This window comes from Mesorhizobium sp. P2_A8 (assembly GCF_056404935.1).
On sequence record NZ_JBFUDB010000001.1, the window covers coordinates 368,810 to 385,173 of the forward strand.

Consider the following 16,364-nt stretch of genomic DNA (forward strand, 5'->3'; position numbering starts at 1 on the left):
TCGCCGCGTCAGACGAAGTCCTGAAGGTTCACTTCCCTCAGCTTCGCCCCGCCAAGCAGGGCTCCGATCAGCTGGTGCTTGAGGGCGAGGCAGTGCGAGCGGGCAAGTTTGACAATGCCGGGAACGTCGCTCTTCTCGCAGGCTTGCAGCAATTGCTTCTGCTGTTCGATGATCAGTTGGGTGAAATCGCGTGACTTGAAGCCGAGATGCAGCGCGCGCTCCGACTGATCGAGAATCTGACTGAGGAGCTGTGCCAGCCGCAGGTTCCCGGACAGTTCGGCAATCGCCAGACGAAAGCCACGGTCGGCCGCTAGGAACGCAACATGGCTGCGCAGCGTTTCGGGTTTCAGCACCTTTCTTGCGGCCAGCCTGATGTCATCCAGCCCCCGCTCGGTGATGCCTGGGGCGGCAAACCTGAACACTTCCGGTTCGATCAGGCTGCGGACGTCGAAGATCTCGCCGACGTCGCGCAAGGTCAACGTGGTGATGATATAACCGCGACGCGGCTCGCTCCTGACCAGCCCTTCCTGCATGAGGCGGGCCAGGGCTGAGCGGATCGTCGCCTTCTTGATCGCGTAGCGGGCCTCGATCTGCTTCTCCGTCAAGGCTTCGCCGGGCGACAGGACGCAGGCGACGATGTCGCTCTTCAACTGCTCGTATGCCTGCTCGCTGCGCAGGACGTCCGCCGTCGACAGTGCCGTCGTCCCGACCGTGGTATCGGGCGACTTCGATGGCGTGGCTTTTGTCGATTTCATGATTTCGCACTATCCATTTATTCCTGCAAACCGTTTGTCCGAGAAAACCGGATTCCCCTTTTCGGGATGATGCCCCGATTGACGTCGGCATCGGCATTGGCTAGCGTTGATCGTCCTAGATACCTCAACTGAGCATCCCAGACAGGAACCGTGGAATGCCCCTATCCGCCGACTCCCCTCTGTACCCTGCCATCACGGATATCGTCAACGCGGCGGCAGACCCCGATCCCTTCGATGAGGTCAAGGCCGTGCTGAGCTTCTATACAAACCGTTTCCATTCGCTCGGCAGGCTCGTTCACGAGGAGGAAGACGATGAGTTGCTCCTGCATGCGAGCCCCAACCTGACGATCTATCACATCACGCTCTCTCCCGGCGTGCAGTATCCGCCGCACAACCACCTGATGGATGCCTTGATCGGCATCTACAGGGGCAGCGAGACAAATTTCATCTACCCGGCCACCGGCGACGAAATTGACACTCCAGAACGGCAGGATTTCGTGGCACCGGCGGTGACGCACATGTCCCCCGATACAATTCACTCGGTTGCGAATACGGGCAATGGCCGCTCGGGAGCGCTTCACGTTTACCTGGGTGATCTGCCAGGCACCAGCCGCCAGCTGTGGAGTCTGGCCGACAGCCATGCGGAGCCGTTCGACAACGACCGCTACATGGCCGGCGCACGGCCCATTCAGCCCGAGTAGCCTTTGCCAGCTGATCGCCACGGCGCCGGTATCTCTTTGTTTGACGCAATTCCCCAGGGAAAGCGCTACGCGCTTTTCCCGGGAAAACCGTTTCACACTTTCCTGGAATTGCTGCCGTTGACATGCAGGTAAATACCTGCATATTGTAGCCTTACAAGCGGACGAGTGAGGCTGATGGACGCCGACAAGGTTTTCAAGGCACTGGGCGACCCGACACGCAGGAGGCTGCTTGACCTTCTGTGTGAGAAGAACGGGCAGACGCTCGGTCAGCTCTGCGAAAACCTGGACATGGCCCGGCAATCCGCCACCCAGCACATCGACCTGCTGGAGGCGGCCAATCTGGTGAGCACGGTCAAGCGCGGCCGGGAAAAGCTGCATTTCATCAACCCTGTGCCGCTGCACGAAGTCTACGAGCGGTGGGTGCGGAAATTCGAACGCCAGCGGCTGAGCCTGCTGCACGACCTGAAGCAAGAACTCGAAGGAGACGACCAATGACCCGAGAAACGACCAGCTTTGTCTACGTGACCTACATCAGATCGACGCCGCAAAAAGTGTTCGAGGCCATAATCAGGCCTGACATCGCGAAGCGCTACTGGGGCCACGAGAACGTCTCCGACTGGAAGCCGGGATCGAAGTGGGAACATATCCGCGCCAATGACGAGCGGACCGTCGAACTCGTCGGCAAGGTCGTCGAGATCTCGCCGCCGACCCGTCTCGTCATGACCTGGGCGAACGCCTCGCAGGCCGGCGATCCGTCACAATACAGCCGGGTGACGTTCGGCATCGAGGAATACGACACCATGGTGCGGCTGACCGTCACCCATGACGAACTCGAAGCTGGCAGCGGCATGGCGAAAGGCATCAGCCAAGGATGGCCGGCCGTGCTGTCTAGCATGAAATCCTTCCTCGAAACCGGCAGCGGCATCGACCTTTTCGCCAAGCCGAAATCAGCCTGACCCCAGTGGGAGAACGACAATGACCAAGCGCTATATCGGCGGCTGTGCGTGCGGCGCGATCCGCTATGAAACAAGCGGTGAGCCCATCTTCCAGAACCACTGCCAATGCCTCGATTGCCAGAAGCGCGCGGGCACCGGCCATGGATCCTATCTGACCTTCGGCCGGCGCGCCGACATGAAAATCACCGGTGAGGTGAGCACCTGGCGTGTGAAAGGCGCCAGCGGCAACGAAAAAATCCATGCCTTCTGCCCGACCTGCGGAGCACCGGTCTACCTGACATTCGCCGCCATGCCGGAACTGATTGCGGTCCACGCGACCAGCCTCGACGACCCCGGCGATTTCAATCCACAGGTAGTCACCTACACGGTCGGCGGCCATGCCTGGGACACGATTGATTCCTCGTTGCAGGCATTCGAGCGAATGCCGCATGGATAGCTCTGCTGGGCAGTCGCAAACCGGCCGATATGATCCGAACTAGCGGTTCGCTTCTTGTCGTGTCGAGTGTTCGACGCCCGCCAGCGCTTCCGCCTGATGATGGTGCCCGAGCATTTCGTAGCCGACGATGGAGACGGCCGGCGCCAGCATCAGAATGATCAGGCAGACCGCCATGTCGACGCCGGCAAGTGCTGCGAGGACGGCAAGCGCCACCACAGCCGCGGTGGCGAGCAGCAGCCAGATGTGGAACGGGTCGAAGCGCTGAACAAGATACGTGTAGAGCGCATAGATCGCCGCCAGGAAAAAAGCGACGGGAACGGCGGTGGTAAGCAACGTTGCAACCGGGCCGATATGCGCCTTGTGCTCGATGAAATAGGCCGCGACATGCAGCCCGGCGCCCGTCGCGACAATGGCAGCGACAATCAGCATCTGCCCGTAGCCCCAGATGAATGATCGGTTGCGGTGCGCATGCAGGATCGGGGCTGAGGGCAGCATATAGTAGACCCACCACATGCCGAAGGTGAGCCCGGTACCAGCGACGCAGACCAGTGCCGCATCCACGGTCCAGCCCTGCTCCTCGACCACGGCCGACAGGGTCGCCAGCGTGCCGACGACCCCCTCGCCCAGGGCGATGATGGCGAACAGGCTGTAGCGTTCGGTCACGTGGTGCGCATGCCAGGGCGTGCCGCCATCCTTGCGTTCGGCGATCACTGGCCCCGCCAGTTCGATGAGCCCGAGAATGCAGGCGAGTATGATGCTGGTGCCGACTGGGAAATCCACGACGATCTGCACCAACCAGCCGATCTGGGCGACCGCGATGGCGGTGGCGTAGGTCAGGCAGGCGCGGCGCCGGGCGGGGTCCTGCCGGGCAGCGCGCAGCCACTGGAAGACCATCGCCACCCGCATGATTACATAGCCAAGCACCATCACCGAATTGTTGAGGTGCTCGCCGTGCTCGATCGAGGCGAACATGCGTGGCAGGCCGATCGCCAGCACCAGCACGCCGATCATCTGTACCATGGTGACGAGGCGGAAGATCCAGTCGTCTGTGTCATAGGCCGAGGAGAACCAGGAGAAATTGATCCAGGCCCAGCAGATGGAGAAGCTGGCGAAAGCGAAGCCGAGCAAGGCGGCAGCGTAGTGGCCCTCGGCCAGCGCATGGGCGAGCTGGGACGAGGCGAAGCTGAACGCGGTCACGAAGGTCAGGTCGAACAGAAGCTCGAGCGGCGTCGCGACACGATGCACCTCATGCGGATCGCGCCCGGCCATGCGCCTGACATGATGATGAAGGGCTTCGGGGTTGACGGGCGTGGTGGTCATCGCGCGGCCTTCGGCTTGAGGGTCGTGAGCCGACACTAGACGCAAGGCAGGACGCGTCAAGGCGCACAACCGGAGCTGCCGCGCCGTTCAAATACGATGGTTTGGGCCAACCAGCCGGCTCGCCGCGGCCTCTGCCATGGCGTCGGCAAGCTCCAGACCCCATTGCTGGCGGCAATAGGCGCGAAAGTCGAAGCAGGGCAGGCCGGGGCAGACTTCGAACTCTATGAGATGGACCGTGTCATCCGCCTCGACCCGGAGATCGATGGAGAATACGTCGCGCAGGCCGAGCCCGCTCATCAGCCGCTCGGCGATCGCGCGAATCCTGGCGTCGGCGACCGGCTGGCTGTCGGCGACCGCAACGAGCTCCGGTTCGGCATAATGTCCCGCCGCCTTCGCCGCCTCGCCAGTGTCGCCGTAGAGCGCCAAGCTGTCCGCCATGGTCTGGAAATCGCCGCCCGAATCGACAAAGGCGACGCCAAGCGCTTCGACGCCAGCGCCCTGCACCAGGCCGAGGAAACTGGCGCGCACGTTGCGGCCGGCGACATAGGGTTGGACGACGACGTCATCGCGATAGGCCGCAAACACGCGGCGGCTGAGCTCCAGGGCATGGCCGAGATCGCTGGTGCGCGAATCCGCCCAGATGCCGATCTTGGCGCCAAGCCGGTTGGGCTTGACGAACCAGCCGGCGGCAGACGCTGGCGGTTCGACCAGCCATCTGCCATCGCGGGCAAGACCGGCCGGCGGCACCCGCAGGCCGAGCGCGCCAAGCACCGCCCCGGAGCGGAACTTATCCTGGCAGAGCGCGAACAGCGCATCGTCGGCGCCGATCGTTTTGAGCCCGCCCAGCCTCGCCAAAGCGGGTGCGGCGCCGCCGCGGAAATAGGCAATGCCGTCGGTCAGCGTCCAGACCAGTGCCGTGCCGGGATGCTCGCCGGCGAGCACGCTTGCCGCATCGTCGAGCGCCAGTGCCGTGAACGACAGGCCGCGTGCCTGGGAGGCGGCGGCAAGCGCGTCGAATTCGGGGGCGAGATCGGTCGACTGCGCCAGATAGGAAGCGATTTCGGCGGCACGCTCCGGTGCATGGCCGTCGGCGACCAGACGGTCGAAGCAGGCTTTTTCCGGCTCATGGACGAGGATCAGTTTTGGCTTTTGGCTCGTCATGACTTGGCACGGCTTTCCAGCGGTTGGATCGCCTACCATCGCACGGCGAGGGCAATCGGCTCTCGCGAAACCGACCGGGTCGGACGGTTGCGTGACAGCGAACCGGCCGATCGCGGTTCAATCACGCGATCAGCACGCGCGGCTCGAAACGGCCGTTGACCTTGATGTCGAGCAGGAAGGTCATGCCCGCCTGCGGATCGAGCTGGCGCTGCTTGTCGTCTTTCCCCTTCCAGGCGGACGTCACTGCCAGCCGGTCGGCGTTCTTGCCAACAAAGGCCGGACAGGATGGCTGCGTCACCGGCATGGCGACAGACCGCAGCAGCGTGCCGTCAGGGGCGTAGGCCTTGAGCACCTTGCCGCCCCAGACGGCATTCCACAGCACGCCGTCACGGTCGAGCACCGAGCCGTCGATATAACCCTTGGCCGAACGGTGATCGACGAAGATTTTCGGCTCGCCGGAAGGCAGGCCGGTCGCCGGGTCACAGTCGACCCGCATCAACAGTCCGGTCGAGGTGTCGGTGTAGTAGGCGAGCGCGCCATCCGGCGAAAAGCAGATCGAGTTCGACACGGTGATGTCCGAAAACAGGCGGCGCAGTTCGCCTTTGAAAAACCAGTAGATCGAACCGGCCCCCTTTTCCTCCGCCTTGCCCATCGTGCCCGTCCACAGCGCACCACAGGGATGGACACGGGAATCGTTGGACCGGGTGGCTGGATTGTCGGCCTCGATAGGCGTGTGCAGCGTCATGGTGCCGGTCGCGACATCGCGGACATGGAGGCCGGTCTCGGTGGCGATCAGCTGGCGCTGGTCGTCGATGATGGCGATGGCGCTTGCCATCTGGCCAAGCTCGTGGATTTTCAGGGCGCCGCCGGCCACGGGCTTTTCCAGAAGCTGGCCGTTGACGATGTCGAACCAGAACAGCGCATCGGTGGCGTGATCGTAGCTCGGCCCTTCGCCGAGCTGGCAGATATGATCGGAAAAAACCGAAACGGCCGCTTCGCTCATCATGCTTCTCCGAACACCGCGTCCCAGGCCGTGACGGCGGCGTGCGCGCGCACTGCCACCTCGTCGACGCTCATGCCCGGCTTGAACAGGCTGGAGCCAAGACCAAACACCGTCACCCCGACAGCCTTGTAGCCGGCAAAGTCCTTTTCCGAGACACCGCCGACAGCGCCGACCAATGTCTGCGCCGGCAACACAGCCCGGATCGCGGAAATGCCTACCGCACCGAGCACGCTCGCCGGGAAGAATTTCAACGCCGAGGCGCCGAGCCGGATCGCCTGGAAAGCCTCGGTGGGCGTGAACACGCCGGGCATCGTCACCAGGCCGTACTGCATCGCACGCGCCATCACCTCGGCATCGATGTTGGGGCTGACCAGCAGTCTCCCGCCGGCCTTGTGCAAGCCATCGACATCGGTTGCTGTCAGCACCGTGCCGGCGCCGACGAGCGCTGTTTTCGGCAGCACCTCGACGATCCGGGCGATCGACGTAAAGGGCTCCGGTGAGTTGAGCGGCACTTCGATCGCCTCGATGCCGGCGTCGAACAGCGCCTGGCCGATCGCGATCGCCTCGGCCGGCTTGAGGCCGCGCAGGATGGCGACCAGTCCTCGCTTGAGCTTGGGAAAAGGTGCGGTCTGGCTCATAGGGCTGCTCCGGTTCTGGCGATCATGCCGTTCTCGCGCGCGGCTTCGACGAGACCGGCACGCACCGCCTCGTCGGCATCGACGGTGCGGACCTTAAGCCCGGCAAGGCCGAGTGCGACTTGGTAGAGTGCTGCAAGCGCGCCGGACGCGACCAGCACGACGGGTTCCGCACCGGCGCCATGGCGGCGGCTGGCCGAGGCAATCTCGCCACCGATCAGCAGGCCGGACAGGCAGGCGGCGGCATCGTCCGCTTGCAGATCCTGCAGCAGGCCGGCGGCGCGGATGGAAAACAGCCGCGAGGTGACATCGCCGTCCTCAGTCAATGCCGTTTCGCACCAGCGGCGGAAGAATGGATTGTCCGAGGTGACCGGCTTGGGGTGTTCGCCAAGCGAATGGCGCAGGATCGAGTGCGCGGCAAGCACCGAGAACAGCTCGCCGGTCGGCCAGGTGCCAAAGCCGGCAACAGCGCCGTCCTCGACCAGCACCCATTTCGAATGGGTGCCTGGCATACAGACCAGCTGGCGTCCGTTGGCCGGCAGGCCGGCGCCGGCAAGCTGGGTTTCCTCGCCCCGCATGACGTCGGGCGCATCGGCCAGCCGTTGGGCAAGGCCCGGCACGATGCGGATGTCGCGGTCCTGGCCGGGCACCCGGGCGGCACCTGCCAGGATGGCACTAAGCGGCGCCGGCACGGTGACATAGGGCGCCTCGAGCCAGCCCTGGCGCGAGCCGGCCATGCCGCAGATGATGACGGGCAGCGCCTCCGGCGCGGCCATCGCCGCCAGATGCCCTTCGAGGATGCTCGAAAAGCCTTTCTGCTGAGCGGTGATGAGGCCGTCATCGCCACGCCGTTCGGCAACAACCTTGCCGCCCTTATCGATCAGCCAGACCCGCATGCGGGTCGTGCCCCAGTCCACGGCCGCTACCGCCGGCGCTTCGCTCACAGGAAACCTCCATCGACGATCAGCATCTGCGCGGTCAGCATGCGCGATGCGTCCGAGGCCAGGAACAGCACCGTGCCGACGATGTCGTCCGGTTGCATCACCTGCTTGATGCACTGCTTGGCGACATGGGCGGCCAGCGCCTGTTCGGTCACCCAGAGCTCTTTCTGCCGCTCGGTGATCACCCAGCCGGGTGCTACGGCGTTGACGCGGATGCCATCAACGCCGAGCTTGCCGGCCAGCCCCTTGGTCAGGCCGAGGATGCCGGCCTTGGCGGCAGTGTAGGCCGGCATGTCGGGGTGATTGATCAGATAGGACGTCGAGGTGAAGTTGATGATCGAGCCGCCGCCGGACCGCTTCATGCCCGGCGCTACCGCTTGTGCGGTGAAGAAATGCGGCCGCAGATTGACCGCCTGGTTGTTGTCCCAGAACTCCACTGTCACGTCTTCCACGGCGTGGCGTTCGTCCCACGCCGCGTTGTTGATCAGCACGGTGACATCGCCATGTGTGTCGGCCGCCCTGGCGGCGGACGCACGCAGGGCTTCGACGTCGCGCAGGTCGGTCTTGAGATACAGCGGCCGGCGGCCGAACGCCTTCTCGATGCGGTCGGCAAGGGCGATGCTTGGGCCATCGGCGATGTCGATGAAGGCGACATGGGCGCCCTGGCGCACAAAACCCTCGGTCAGCGCCGCGCCAATTCCGGAGCCGCCGCCAGTGATCAGCACCGAGGCTCCTTCGAGGTCGGCAAAATGCGCCGAAGGCATCATAATCTGTTCTCTCCCAGCATGACCGGCGCGCATCCTAGCCAGAGAAGTCCTGCGGGCAAGGGCGAAAAGGCGGATTTGCGGGCTTATGTCAGACAAAACGACAATGCGCCGCACCGGATGCGCAGGGCGGCATCATCGGGATTGTGGACCTCTTCGAAATTGGCGGTCAGACCGCCTTGGCGTGCAAGGCGCCGCGGAAGGAATCGCGGAGGTAGCCGAGCGTGGCATCGGCATCGACGGGCTTGCCGAACAGATAGCCCTGCCCGCCGGCGCAGCCGAACTGGACCAGGCGGTCGGCCTGCGCCTCCTGCTCGATGCCTTCGGCGACCACGTCCATGCCGAGCCCCTCGCACATGGCGAGAATGGCGCGGATGATGTGTTCGGACGGGCGGTCGTCGAGAATGGAAGAGACGAAGGCGCGATCGATCTTGAGCTTGTCGAAATGGAACTCGCGCAAGCGGCCGAGCGAGGATTGGCCGGTGCCGAAATCGTCGAGCGAAACGCGGATGCCGACGCGGCGCAGATCCTCGACGATCTTCTCGGCCGAGGCAGGATCGTTCATCAGGCCGGTCTCGGTGATCTCGATCTCCAGTCGGCGCGGATCGAAGCCGGTGCGGTCGAGAATTGCCAGTATGTGCAGGCCGGTGTTCTGGTCGACGAGCTGCGAGGGCGACAGGTTGAACGACAGGAACAGGTCCTTCGGCCAGCTTCTGGCCGCTTCGGTCGCCTTGCGCAGCACCAGCTGCGACAGCGGGCCGATGATGCCGCGCTCCTCGGCGATGGGAATGAACACCGTTGGCGGCACGGAGCCGAGGTCCCGATCGGTCCAGCGTGCCAGCGTCTCGAAGCCGATGGTGCGGCGCGTGTTGAGGTCGACGATGGGCTGGAAATGCGGCTCCACCTCGCCGGCCGAGACAGCGCGGCGCAGCGCCTGTTCGATGCGGGTGACGCGCTTGGCCGCCTCTTCCATCTCGCGAGTGTAGACGACGACGCGGCCACGGCCGGAACGCTTGGCGTGGTAGAGCGCCGTCTCTGCCTTGTTGACCAGGATCTCGGTGGTCTCGTCGCCCGAATAAAACAGCGAGCAGCCGACCGAGGCCGAAAGCCTGGCGGTGCGTTCGCCGACATCATAGGGCGCCGAAAGAATCTCGATCAGCATGCGGGACTTGTCGGCCGCAGCGTCCTCGCTGAACACCATCGGATAGAGAAAGGCGAATTCGTCGGCGCCGATGCGGCAGACCGTGGAATAGCCGTCCATCGAGGCGCGCAGCCGCATCGCGACCTGGATCAGGATATCGTCACCGGCCTTGTGCCCGAACAGGTCGTTGATCGGCTTGAAGCCGTCCAGATCGAGAATGCCGACGGTGAACGGCGCCGGGTCGTCGGCACGGTCGCTGATCAGGCGATCGACCTTGTCGAAGAAGCGGCGATGGTTGCCAAGCCCGGTCAACGGATCGGTGAATGCCAGATCCGTGCTCTCTCTGTTTGCCTGTCCGGTGCCAAACGAAGTTTGCATCGGTGTCCCTGTTTTGTGACGTCGGAATTTAGTCTCAGACTGGCAGCAAACCCTTTAGGAAACGTATCCCCAAATCGATTATTCGCGGGTAAAAGGCATTGCTTTCAGCAGGGTTGACGCCACGCGCGTCAGGCCTTCACGCAGATCCTCAGCCGTTGGGCCGGACGCGATAGAGTTCGAGCGAGGCGCCACGTGTGTCCGCGATCGGCTCCAGCCATTCCGGTACGTCGCCGCGCATCAGCCCGGCGAGAAAACCGCCCGGCGCGGTGAAGGCGAGAAGCTGGCTTTCGGGGTTGCCGCGGCAGAGCGCGACAAGACCGACGTGATGCTCCCCGACGATCGACCTGGCTTGCGCATCGGACCCGAGGAAAGCGTCGAGCGCGAGCAGGTTTCCGGCGACGTTGCGGTGGTAGGGCCCGGCGAACACGCGATGTCCGGAGTAAATCAGGATCGGCGATCCGAGATTGGAAACAGCGAGCACGGTGGTATCCGGCAGCCTGCCGAGTGCGGCAAAGCTGGCCTTGGCCTGGCAGGCCGGGTCGACGCCAGCGTCGCTGGCGATCTTTGCACCGGTTGCGAGCGCCGCCGACGCCGCCTGGGCGGCACCTGACCAGATCGAGTTCACCGAGATGAGCCAGGCCGCGGCCATGCGCAGCGCCGAGCTGCGCGACGGGCTGGTTTCGGCCCGCCGCCGCCATTTGGCGATCCAGGCCGAAAGAGGGATCACCGCGAAGGCGATCGAGAAGGTCGAGCCGCGCACTTGCCAGGCGCTGACCACGAACGCCACGACCAGCAGCACGGCAACTAGACTGTCCTGCCGCCGCCAGCCGCCACGGACGAAGCGCTGCGCCATCAGCACGATCGCCACCAGCGGCGTGGCATAGCGCGCCGCCACCTCGGCGGGATCGTGGGCGACCAGCTGGAACAGCGACTGCGCCTCCTCGATATGATCGAGCCATAGCGTCTGCAGCCGCGGATCAAGCCCGGCATAGGGAGAGGAGAGGCATTGCGGGAACAGCAGAAGGAGGACCGCGCCGAGCACGAGGGCAAGCACGCCAAGCGACAGCAGACGCCGTCCGCGCGAGAGGCCGACCGCTTCGATCGAGGCGATCGCCGCAAGGCCGGTTCCGGTAAGGGCCGCCACGACGAACTGTGCCGTCGAGAAGGCATCGCATTGTGCCTGGCTCCAGGCCGAGATCGGGATGGTGGCGACGAAGACAAGAGCCGATACGCCGGCAAAGCCAAGGCCGAAATCCCTGGCGATCCCCCTTTCGCCGGCTGCATCAAAGGCAAACAGCGCCGCCACGCCGACGCCGATGCTGGCGACGTAGGGGGCAGTTTCCATGCCGACGGCCAAGGTCAGCGCGGCGCACAGGCCAGCAAGCAATGCCGCCGGCCGGTGCACAGGCGCTTCGAGCAGGAAACTCAGGCTGGCAACGGTCAGCATCAGCTGGACATTGTGATGATCGAGCGCGCCCGGCGCGAAGATGCCGATGAAATACAATGCCGCCGCGCCGACGATGACGGCGGGCAGCACCGCGCCATCGCCGGCAAAGCTGCGTGCGGCACGAATGATGAAGACCATGGTCAGGCCGAAGAGCAGTGCCGGCCACGCCACCTGCGCGATGTCCTCGGCAAGCGTGGTGCTGCCGGTCAGGCTCGATACGGCGAACACGATGGCGGCGATCGGCGCATCGACCAGCCGCGACCAATGCATGACGAAGCCGCCGTCCAGGCCCATCCGGTATTGATGCAGGTCGAACCAGCCCTGGCCGGCCAGCAGGTCGCGCACCTCGACCAGCCGCAGCAGATCGTCATTGTCGCCGCCGGCATTGGTCAGCGCCGGGAACCCGGCCCAGGCGTTGACGGCAAGGAAGCCGAGCGTGGCAAGCAGCGCCAGAATGAGGTCCGCTCGCCAGGAGGCGCGTGCCCCATCTTTGGAAAGCATCGCGGTATGTGCGGTGGGCATGGGATGGGCTTTCAGCCAATGTCTATCAGCGCAGGCTAACGCAGGCCGCTTCACAAAGCGTAAAGCCGCCCGCGATCCAGCTAATCGCGCGCCGGAAACACCCATAGGGACGACAGAATGTAGCTCACCGTGCTTGCGGCAACCGTCATCAGCGCCGACATGGCAAGCGCCGACATGCCGAACCGGGTGACCGCCAGGTGCGACACCAGGCCCGAAAACAGCGCGCATCCGAGCTGCAGCGCGAGATAGCGCGGCATGGCGCTGGCATGATCGTGCTGGCCGCCGAATGTCCAGCCGCGCTGCGCGCTGTAGGCGACCAGGAAGGTGATCGCATAGGCGACGACACTGCCGATGAAGGGCGAGAAGCCCAGCGATACCAGCAGCCATGACAGGACGAAAAGCAACAATGCGGCGCCGACGCCGACCGTCAGGAAGCGGAACAGGCGCGTCTGGGCAAAGGCCGGCAGTGCTTCGCTCATGCGTCGCGCGCCGATGGTTGGTTAGCCGGCGATTCACTGGCCGGCGATTCATTGGAACGACCGGCTTGGCCGGCTTTCAGTCGCTTGACGGGTATTTCCAGGACACCGAGCAGGAAGGCGGAGAAGAAGGCCTGGAGTGAAATGACCATCAGGCTGAGGCCCAGCACGACGATGCGCGGGATTTCGGAATCGTTCAGCGGGCCGAAGCCGAGATGCGCCCAGCGTGCCACGGCATAGCCGAAGAACAGCACGCCGCCGGCAAAGCAGATGCCGGCATTGGCGGCGAGACGGTCTGTGCTGATGGTTCTGGTCAGCCAGTCGGACCGGCTGCTGCGCGGCAGGATTCCGGTTATCTCGGCATAGTAGCGCGAAATGGCACCGAAGGTGATGAGCTGGACGCCGGTGACGACCATGAAACAGGCGGCAACGAAGGTGTTGAGGTCGAGCGACAGATTGTTGATCACGCGCAGCGGCCCGAACACCAGCAGCGCCGCGAACACGATGCCAAGGCCGCCGAGCACCGTGCCCGGGATGAAGAACATCCAGCGCGGATTGTAGACGAGCAGGAATTTCAGATGCCGCCAGCCGTCGCGCCAGGTCCTGAGATGCGGCGGCCGGCTGCGGCCGTCGGGCTTGAGTTTGGTCGGGACTTCCTCGATGCGCAGGCCGGCAAGGGCGCCGCGCACCACCATCTCGCTGGCGAATTCCATGCCTGTCGTCTGCAGGTCGAGCTTCCTGATGCTGTCGGCGTTGAAGCCGCGTAGGCCGCAGTGGAAATCACCGGTCTTGATACGGAAGAACAGGCGGCCGACAAAGCTCAGCACCGGGTTGCCGAGATAGCGATGCAGCGGCGGCATGGCGCCGGCTTCGATGCCGCCCTGGAAGCGATTGCCCATGACCAGGTCGGCGCCATCGCGCAGCCGCGCAACGAACGCTTCCAGCGCGCCGAAATCATAGCTGTCGTCGGCATCGCCCATGATGATGAAGCGGCCCTTGGCGGCGGCGATGCCGCCCAGAAGGGCTGCGCCATAGCCCTTCTGTGCAACCGGGACGACACGGGCGCCGCTCTCCTCGGCAATCGCCTGCGATCCGTCGGTGCTGCCATTGTCTGATATCAGCACCTCGCCGGAGATGCCCGCCTGGTCGAGGAAGGCCCTGGCCTTGCCGATGCAGATGGCCAGCGTCTCGGCCTCGTTGAGGCATGGCATCAGGATGGTGAGTTCGAGCTGTTTGGTTGCGGTGGCGCGGATGGCGGTGACGGCGTTCATTGGTCGTTGTTCCATCGAGTGCCGGCTGCGTCAGTTCGGCCGGGCGCATTCGGAGCTTACCCTTGCACGGCAAGGCTTAAGAAAACGATGACGCACAGCCTCGCCTTGTCTCCAAATGACCAGAACGGTCAGGGCCTCCCCCGCGTTTGCGGATCGCTGATGCCAACTTCAAAATGTCGCGATTGGCAGACGGGCAATGAGCCTGTACAGGCAAGACAGTCGCCCATCCGAGCCGCCGGAGACTTGCCATGAAGCTGAAGATCGCCGTCCAGATGGACCATATCTCCACGGTGTCGATCGCCGGCGACACCTCGTTCGCGCTGTCGCTGGAAGCGCAGCGGCGCGGCCATCAGCTGTTCCACTATACGCCCGACCGGCTGTCGCTGCGCGACGGCAAGGTGTTTGCCCGCATCGAGGAGATGCAGGTGCGCGACGAGAAGGGCAGCCATTACTCGCTCGGCGAAAAGGTGCGCACGGACCTTTCGGAAATGGATGTCGTCCTGCTGCGCCAGGACCCGCCCTTCGACATGAACTACATCACCACCACGCATATCCTGGAGCGCATCCATCCGAAGACGCTGGTGGTCAACGACCCGGCCTGGGTGCGCAACAGCCCGGAAAAGATCTTCGTCACCGAGTTCTCCGACCTGATGCCGGACACGCTGATCACCAAGGATCCGCTCGAGGTTGCCGCCTTCCGCAAGGAGTTCGGCGACATCATCATCAAGCCGCTCTACGGCAATGGCGGCGCCGGCATCTTCCATCTGCTGGAGGCCGACCGCAACCTCGCCTCGCTCCTGGAAATGTTCGGCCAGATGTTCCGCGAGCCCTATATCGTGCAGCGCTACCTGAAGGATGTGCGCAAGGGCGACAAGCGTATCATCCTGATTGATGGCGAACCGGTCGGCGCCATCAACCGGGTGCCCGCCGAGCACGATTCACGCTCCAACATGCATGTCGGCGGCCGCGCCGAAAAGACAGAGCTGACGGAGCGTGAGCGCGAGATTTGCGCCCGCATCGGGCCGGCGCTGAAGGAACGCGGCTTCATCCTCGTCGGCATCGACGTCATCGGCGACTACATGACCGAGATCAACGTGACCTCGCCGACCGGCGTGCGCGAAGTCAGGCGTTTTGGCGGCGCCGACATTGCCAGCCTGTTCTGGGACGCGGTCGAGGACAAGCGGCGGACCTAGTCCGTTTTCATTTTGTCTTAACCATGTTCCGCCTTTTCAACCAGGCACAACCCGGCCGCGACCGGCGCGACTGCATGTTCCTGTAATGTTCTTGATTTGACCGGGCGATTATATCGTTGACAAACCAAAACGGATTAGGTACAAAGCTCCTAACCACTTGGGAACCTTGCGTCATGTCCGTTCTTACCCGCCCTCACTTCCGCGACGAAGCCGCAGCTTTCGAACATGTCGAGGGTATGCTTTGGCCGCTCGGCCCGGTCTGCCACCACTGCGGATCGATGGAAAAGCCCTACAAGCTGGTAGGCGTCCGTTCGAAGCCTTCGAAGAAGAACCCGAACGGCGTTGAGCGCCATGGCCTCTACAAGTGCCGCGACTGCCACGGCCAGTTCACCGTCCGCATGGGCACGGTCTTGGAAGACAGCCATTTGCCGCTCACCACTTGGCTACAGGCTATCCACCTCATGTGCTCGTCCAAGAAAGGTATCAGCGCCCATCAGCTGCACCGCACCTTGGAAATCACCTACAAGACAGCTTGGTTCCTTTGCCATCGTATCCGCGAGGCCATGCGCTCGGATGACTTCACGCCCATGGGCGGCGCTGGCAAATTCGTTGAGGCAGACGAAACCTACATCGGTCGTTTGAAGGGCGTTCCGAAGGCTCCTAGCGGCGCTCACAAGAACGTTGTGCTGACCCTTGTCGAGCGTGGCGGCATTGCCCGTTCCTTCCATATCGACAGCGCCACGGTTGCCCGCGTCCTGCCTATCGTGAACGCCAACATCCACAAGGAAAGCGTTCTCATGACCGACGAAGCCCGCGTCTACCAGAACTTCGGCCCGGACTTTGCCGCCCATGGCACCGTCGAGCATAGCGCTGGCGAATACGTTCGCGGCAAGGTCCACACCAACACCGTGGAAGGCTTCTACAGCGTGTTCAAGCGCGGCATGAAGGGCGTTTACCAGCATTGCGCGGAACACCATTTGCACCGCTATCTGGCTGAATTCGATTTCCGCTATTCGAACCGTTCGGCCATGGGCATTGAAGACAACGTTCGCTCGCTCATTGCCTTGAAGGGTGCCGCTGGTAAGCGCCTGACCTATCGTCAACCTGCTTGACGCCAAGAAGGATCACTACCGAAAGCCGGTCCAGTTAAAGCTACCTCTTTGGAGGGGAGAACCGTTTCGGAAGCGGAAGAAAACTTGATTCTTAAGGACTTTGCCATATGATAAGCATCAACCCGATGCTTCGGCGGTCGGTAATTGATGGT

General features: G+C 63.6%; 17 protein-coding genes. 6 read left to right on the top strand and 11 right to left on the bottom strand.

Going from position 1 to position 16,364, the window contains the following annotated elements; genetic code table 11:
* Positions 1–8: 8 nt before the first annotated feature.
* A complete protein-coding gene (locus AC1D10_RS01765; protein WP_477268571.1) occupies positions 9–755 on the bottom strand; it encodes a GntR family transcriptional regulator in 747 nt (248 codons plus the stop codon).
* A 155-nt stretch (positions 756–910) separates the two neighbouring features.
* On the opposite strand from AC1D10_RS01765, the gene AC1D10_RS01770 reads away from it, so the two are divergent.
* The 4 genes from AC1D10_RS01770 to AC1D10_RS01785 all read left to right on the top strand — a co-directional run bounded on the left by AC1D10_RS01770 (position 911) and on the right by AC1D10_RS01785 (position 2,848).
* On the top strand, positions 911–1,456 hold the full coding sequence (locus AC1D10_RS01770) for an autotransporter (RefSeq protein ID WP_477268573.1): 546 nt from the start codon (positions 911–913) through the stop codon (positions 1,454–1,456).
* Positions 1,457–1,630: 174 nt separating this feature from the next.
* Positions 1,631–1,951: an ArsR/SmtB family transcription factor gene (locus AC1D10_RS01775; protein WP_135899705.1), complete on the top strand. Its 321-nt coding sequence runs from the start codon at positions 1,631–1,633 to the stop codon at positions 1,949–1,951.
* Positions 1,948–2,412 carry an SRPBCC family protein gene (locus tag AC1D10_RS01780; protein ID WP_477268576.1) on the top strand — a complete coding sequence of 155 codons (465 nt, stop codon included), beginning with the start codon at positions 1,948–1,950 and terminating at the stop codon, positions 2,410–2,412. The genes AC1D10_RS01775 and AC1D10_RS01780 overlap by 4 nt, the downstream gene beginning before the upstream one ends.
* 19 nt (positions 2,413–2,431) lie before the next feature.
* Complete coding sequence (locus AC1D10_RS01785; RefSeq protein WP_477268578.1) at positions 2,432–2,848, top strand: GFA family protein; 417 nt, start codon at positions 2,432–2,434, stop codon at positions 2,846–2,848.
* Between the two features lie 39 nt (positions 2,849–2,887).
* Here the strand turns inward: AC1D10_RS01785 and AC1D10_RS01790 are convergent, their stop codons facing one another.
* The 10 genes from AC1D10_RS01790 to AC1D10_RS01835 all read right to left on the bottom strand — a co-directional run bounded on the left by AC1D10_RS01790 (position 2,888) and on the right by AC1D10_RS01835 (position 13,907).
* Positions 2,888–4,168: a low temperature requirement protein A gene (locus AC1D10_RS01790; RefSeq protein ID WP_477268580.1), complete on the bottom strand. Its 1,281-nt coding sequence runs from the start codon at positions 4,166–4,168 to the stop codon at positions 2,888–2,890.
* 87 nt (positions 4,169–4,255) lie between these two features.
* Positions 4,256–5,329, bottom strand: a complete 1,074-nt coding sequence (locus tag AC1D10_RS01795) for a D-alanine--D-alanine ligase family protein (RefSeq protein ID WP_477268582.1) — start codon at positions 5,327–5,329, stop codon at positions 4,256–4,258.
* A 121-nt stretch (positions 5,330–5,450) separates the two neighbouring features.
* Positions 5,451–6,332, bottom strand: a complete 882-nt coding sequence (locus tag AC1D10_RS01800) for an SMP-30/gluconolactonase/LRE family protein (RefSeq protein WP_477268584.1) — start codon at positions 6,330–6,332, stop codon at positions 5,451–5,453.
* Complete coding sequence (locus AC1D10_RS01805) at positions 6,332–6,970, bottom strand: 2-dehydro-3-deoxy-6-phosphogalactonate aldolase (RefSeq protein ID WP_477268586.1); 639 nt, start codon at positions 6,968–6,970, stop codon at positions 6,332–6,334. Before AC1D10_RS01805 ends, AC1D10_RS01800 begins: the two co-directional genes overlap by 1 nt.
* Entirely contained in the window at positions 6,967–7,911 is a 945-nt protein-coding gene (locus AC1D10_RS01810; RefSeq protein WP_477268588.1) for a 2-dehydro-3-deoxygalactonokinase, read from the bottom strand. The genes AC1D10_RS01805 and AC1D10_RS01810 overlap by 4 nt, the downstream gene beginning before the upstream one ends.
* A complete protein-coding gene (locus AC1D10_RS01815) occupies positions 7,908–8,675 on the bottom strand; it encodes an SDR family NAD(P)-dependent oxidoreductase (RefSeq protein WP_477268590.1) in 768 nt (255 codons plus the stop codon). The genes AC1D10_RS01810 and AC1D10_RS01815 overlap by 4 nt, the downstream gene beginning before the upstream one ends.
* 166 nt (positions 8,676–8,841) lie before the next feature.
* Positions 8,842–10,191, bottom strand: coding sequence for a putative bifunctional diguanylate cyclase/phosphodiesterase (locus AC1D10_RS01820; protein ID WP_379093946.1), 1,350 nt, complete (start codon positions 10,189–10,191; stop codon positions 8,842–8,844).
* A gap of 148 nt (positions 10,192–10,339) precedes the next feature.
* Complete coding sequence (locus AC1D10_RS01825) at positions 10,340–12,139, bottom strand: GtrA family protein (RefSeq protein ID WP_477268593.1); 1,800 nt, start codon at positions 12,137–12,139, stop codon at positions 10,340–10,342.
* Between the two features lie 101 nt (positions 12,140–12,240).
* Positions 12,241–12,639 carry a GtrA family protein gene (locus tag AC1D10_RS01830; protein WP_477268595.1) on the bottom strand — a complete coding sequence of 133 codons (399 nt, stop codon included), beginning with the start codon at positions 12,637–12,639 and terminating at the stop codon, positions 12,241–12,243.
* Positions 12,636–13,907, bottom strand: coding sequence for a glycosyltransferase family 2 protein (locus tag AC1D10_RS01835; RefSeq protein ID WP_477268597.1), 1,272 nt, complete (start codon positions 13,905–13,907; stop codon positions 12,636–12,638). The genes AC1D10_RS01830 and AC1D10_RS01835 overlap by 4 nt, the downstream gene beginning before the upstream one ends.
* 248 nt (positions 13,908–14,155) lie before the next feature.
* On the opposite strand from AC1D10_RS01835, the gene gshB reads away from it, so the two are divergent.
* Together gshB and AC1D10_RS01845 are read left to right on the top strand one after the other, a co-directional pair.
* Positions 14,156–15,100: a glutathione synthase gene (gene gshB, locus AC1D10_RS01840; protein WP_477268599.1), complete on the top strand. Its 945-nt coding sequence runs from the start codon at positions 14,156–14,158 to the stop codon at positions 15,098–15,100.
* A 173-nt stretch (positions 15,101–15,273) separates the two neighbouring features.
* The gene (locus tag AC1D10_RS01845; protein ID WP_477269808.1) at positions 15,274–16,212 is read left to right on the top strand and encodes an IS1595 family transposase; all 939 of its coding nucleotides are present in this window, start codon (positions 15,274–15,276) and stop codon (positions 16,210–16,212) included.
* Positions 16,213–16,364: the final 152 nt, after the last annotated feature.

Bases quoted from the DNA above. Each gene is read 5' to 3' on its own strand.
- AC1D10_RS01780 (WP_477268576.1), top strand. From the start codon at position 1,948: ATGACCCGAGAAACGACCAGCTTTGTCTACGTGACCTACATCAGATCG.
- AC1D10_RS01770 (WP_477268573.1), top strand. From the start codon at position 911: ATGCCCCTATCCGCCGACTCCCCTCTGTACCCTGCCATCACGGATATC.
- AC1D10_RS01815 (WP_477268590.1), bottom strand. From the start codon at position 8,675: ATGATGCCTTCGGCGCATTTTGCCGACCTCGAAGGAGCCTCGGTGCTG.
- AC1D10_RS01765 (WP_477268571.1), bottom strand. From the start codon at position 755: ATGAAATCGACAAAAGCCACGCCATCGAAGTCGCCCGATACCACGGTC.
- AC1D10_RS01775 (WP_135899705.1), top strand. From the start codon at position 1,631: ATGGACGCCGACAAGGTTTTCAAGGCACTGGGCGACCCGACACGCAGG.
- AC1D10_RS01835 (WP_477268597.1), bottom strand. From the start codon at position 13,907: ATGAACGCCGTCACCGCCATCCGCGCCACCGCAACCAAACAGCTCGAA.
- AC1D10_RS01820 (WP_379093946.1), bottom strand. From the start codon at position 10,191: ATGCAAACTTCGTTTGGCACCGGACAGGCAAACAGAGAGAGCACGGAT.
- AC1D10_RS01805 (WP_477268586.1), bottom strand. From the start codon at position 6,970: ATGAGCCAGACCGCACCTTTTCCCAAGCTCAAGCGAGGACTGGTCGCC.
- AC1D10_RS01785 (WP_477268578.1), top strand. From the start codon at position 2,432: ATGACCAAGCGCTATATCGGCGGCTGTGCGTGCGGCGCGATCCGCTAT.
- AC1D10_RS01845 (WP_477269808.1), top strand. From the start codon at position 15,274: ATGTCCGTTCTTACCCGCCCTCACTTCCGCGACGAAGCCGCAGCTTTC.
- gshB (WP_477268599.1), top strand. From the start codon at position 14,156: ATGAAGCTGAAGATCGCCGTCCAGATGGACCATATCTCCACGGTGTCG.
- AC1D10_RS01800 (WP_477268584.1), bottom strand. From the start codon at position 6,332: ATGAGCGAAGCGGCCGTTTCGGTTTTTTCCGATCATATCTGCCAGCTC.
- AC1D10_RS01790 (WP_477268580.1), bottom strand. From the start codon at position 4,168: ATGACCACCACGCCCGTCAACCCCGAAGCCCTTCATCATCATGTCAGG.
- AC1D10_RS01825 (WP_477268593.1), bottom strand. From the start codon at position 12,139: ATGCTTTCCAAAGATGGGGCACGCGCCTCCTGGCGAGCGGACCTCATT.
- AC1D10_RS01830 (WP_477268595.1), bottom strand. From the start codon at position 12,639: ATGAGCGAAGCACTGCCGGCCTTTGCCCAGACGCGCCTGTTCCGCTTC.
- AC1D10_RS01795 (WP_477268582.1), bottom strand. From the start codon at position 5,329: ATGACGAGCCAAAAGCCAAAACTGATCCTCGTCCATGAGCCGGAAAAA.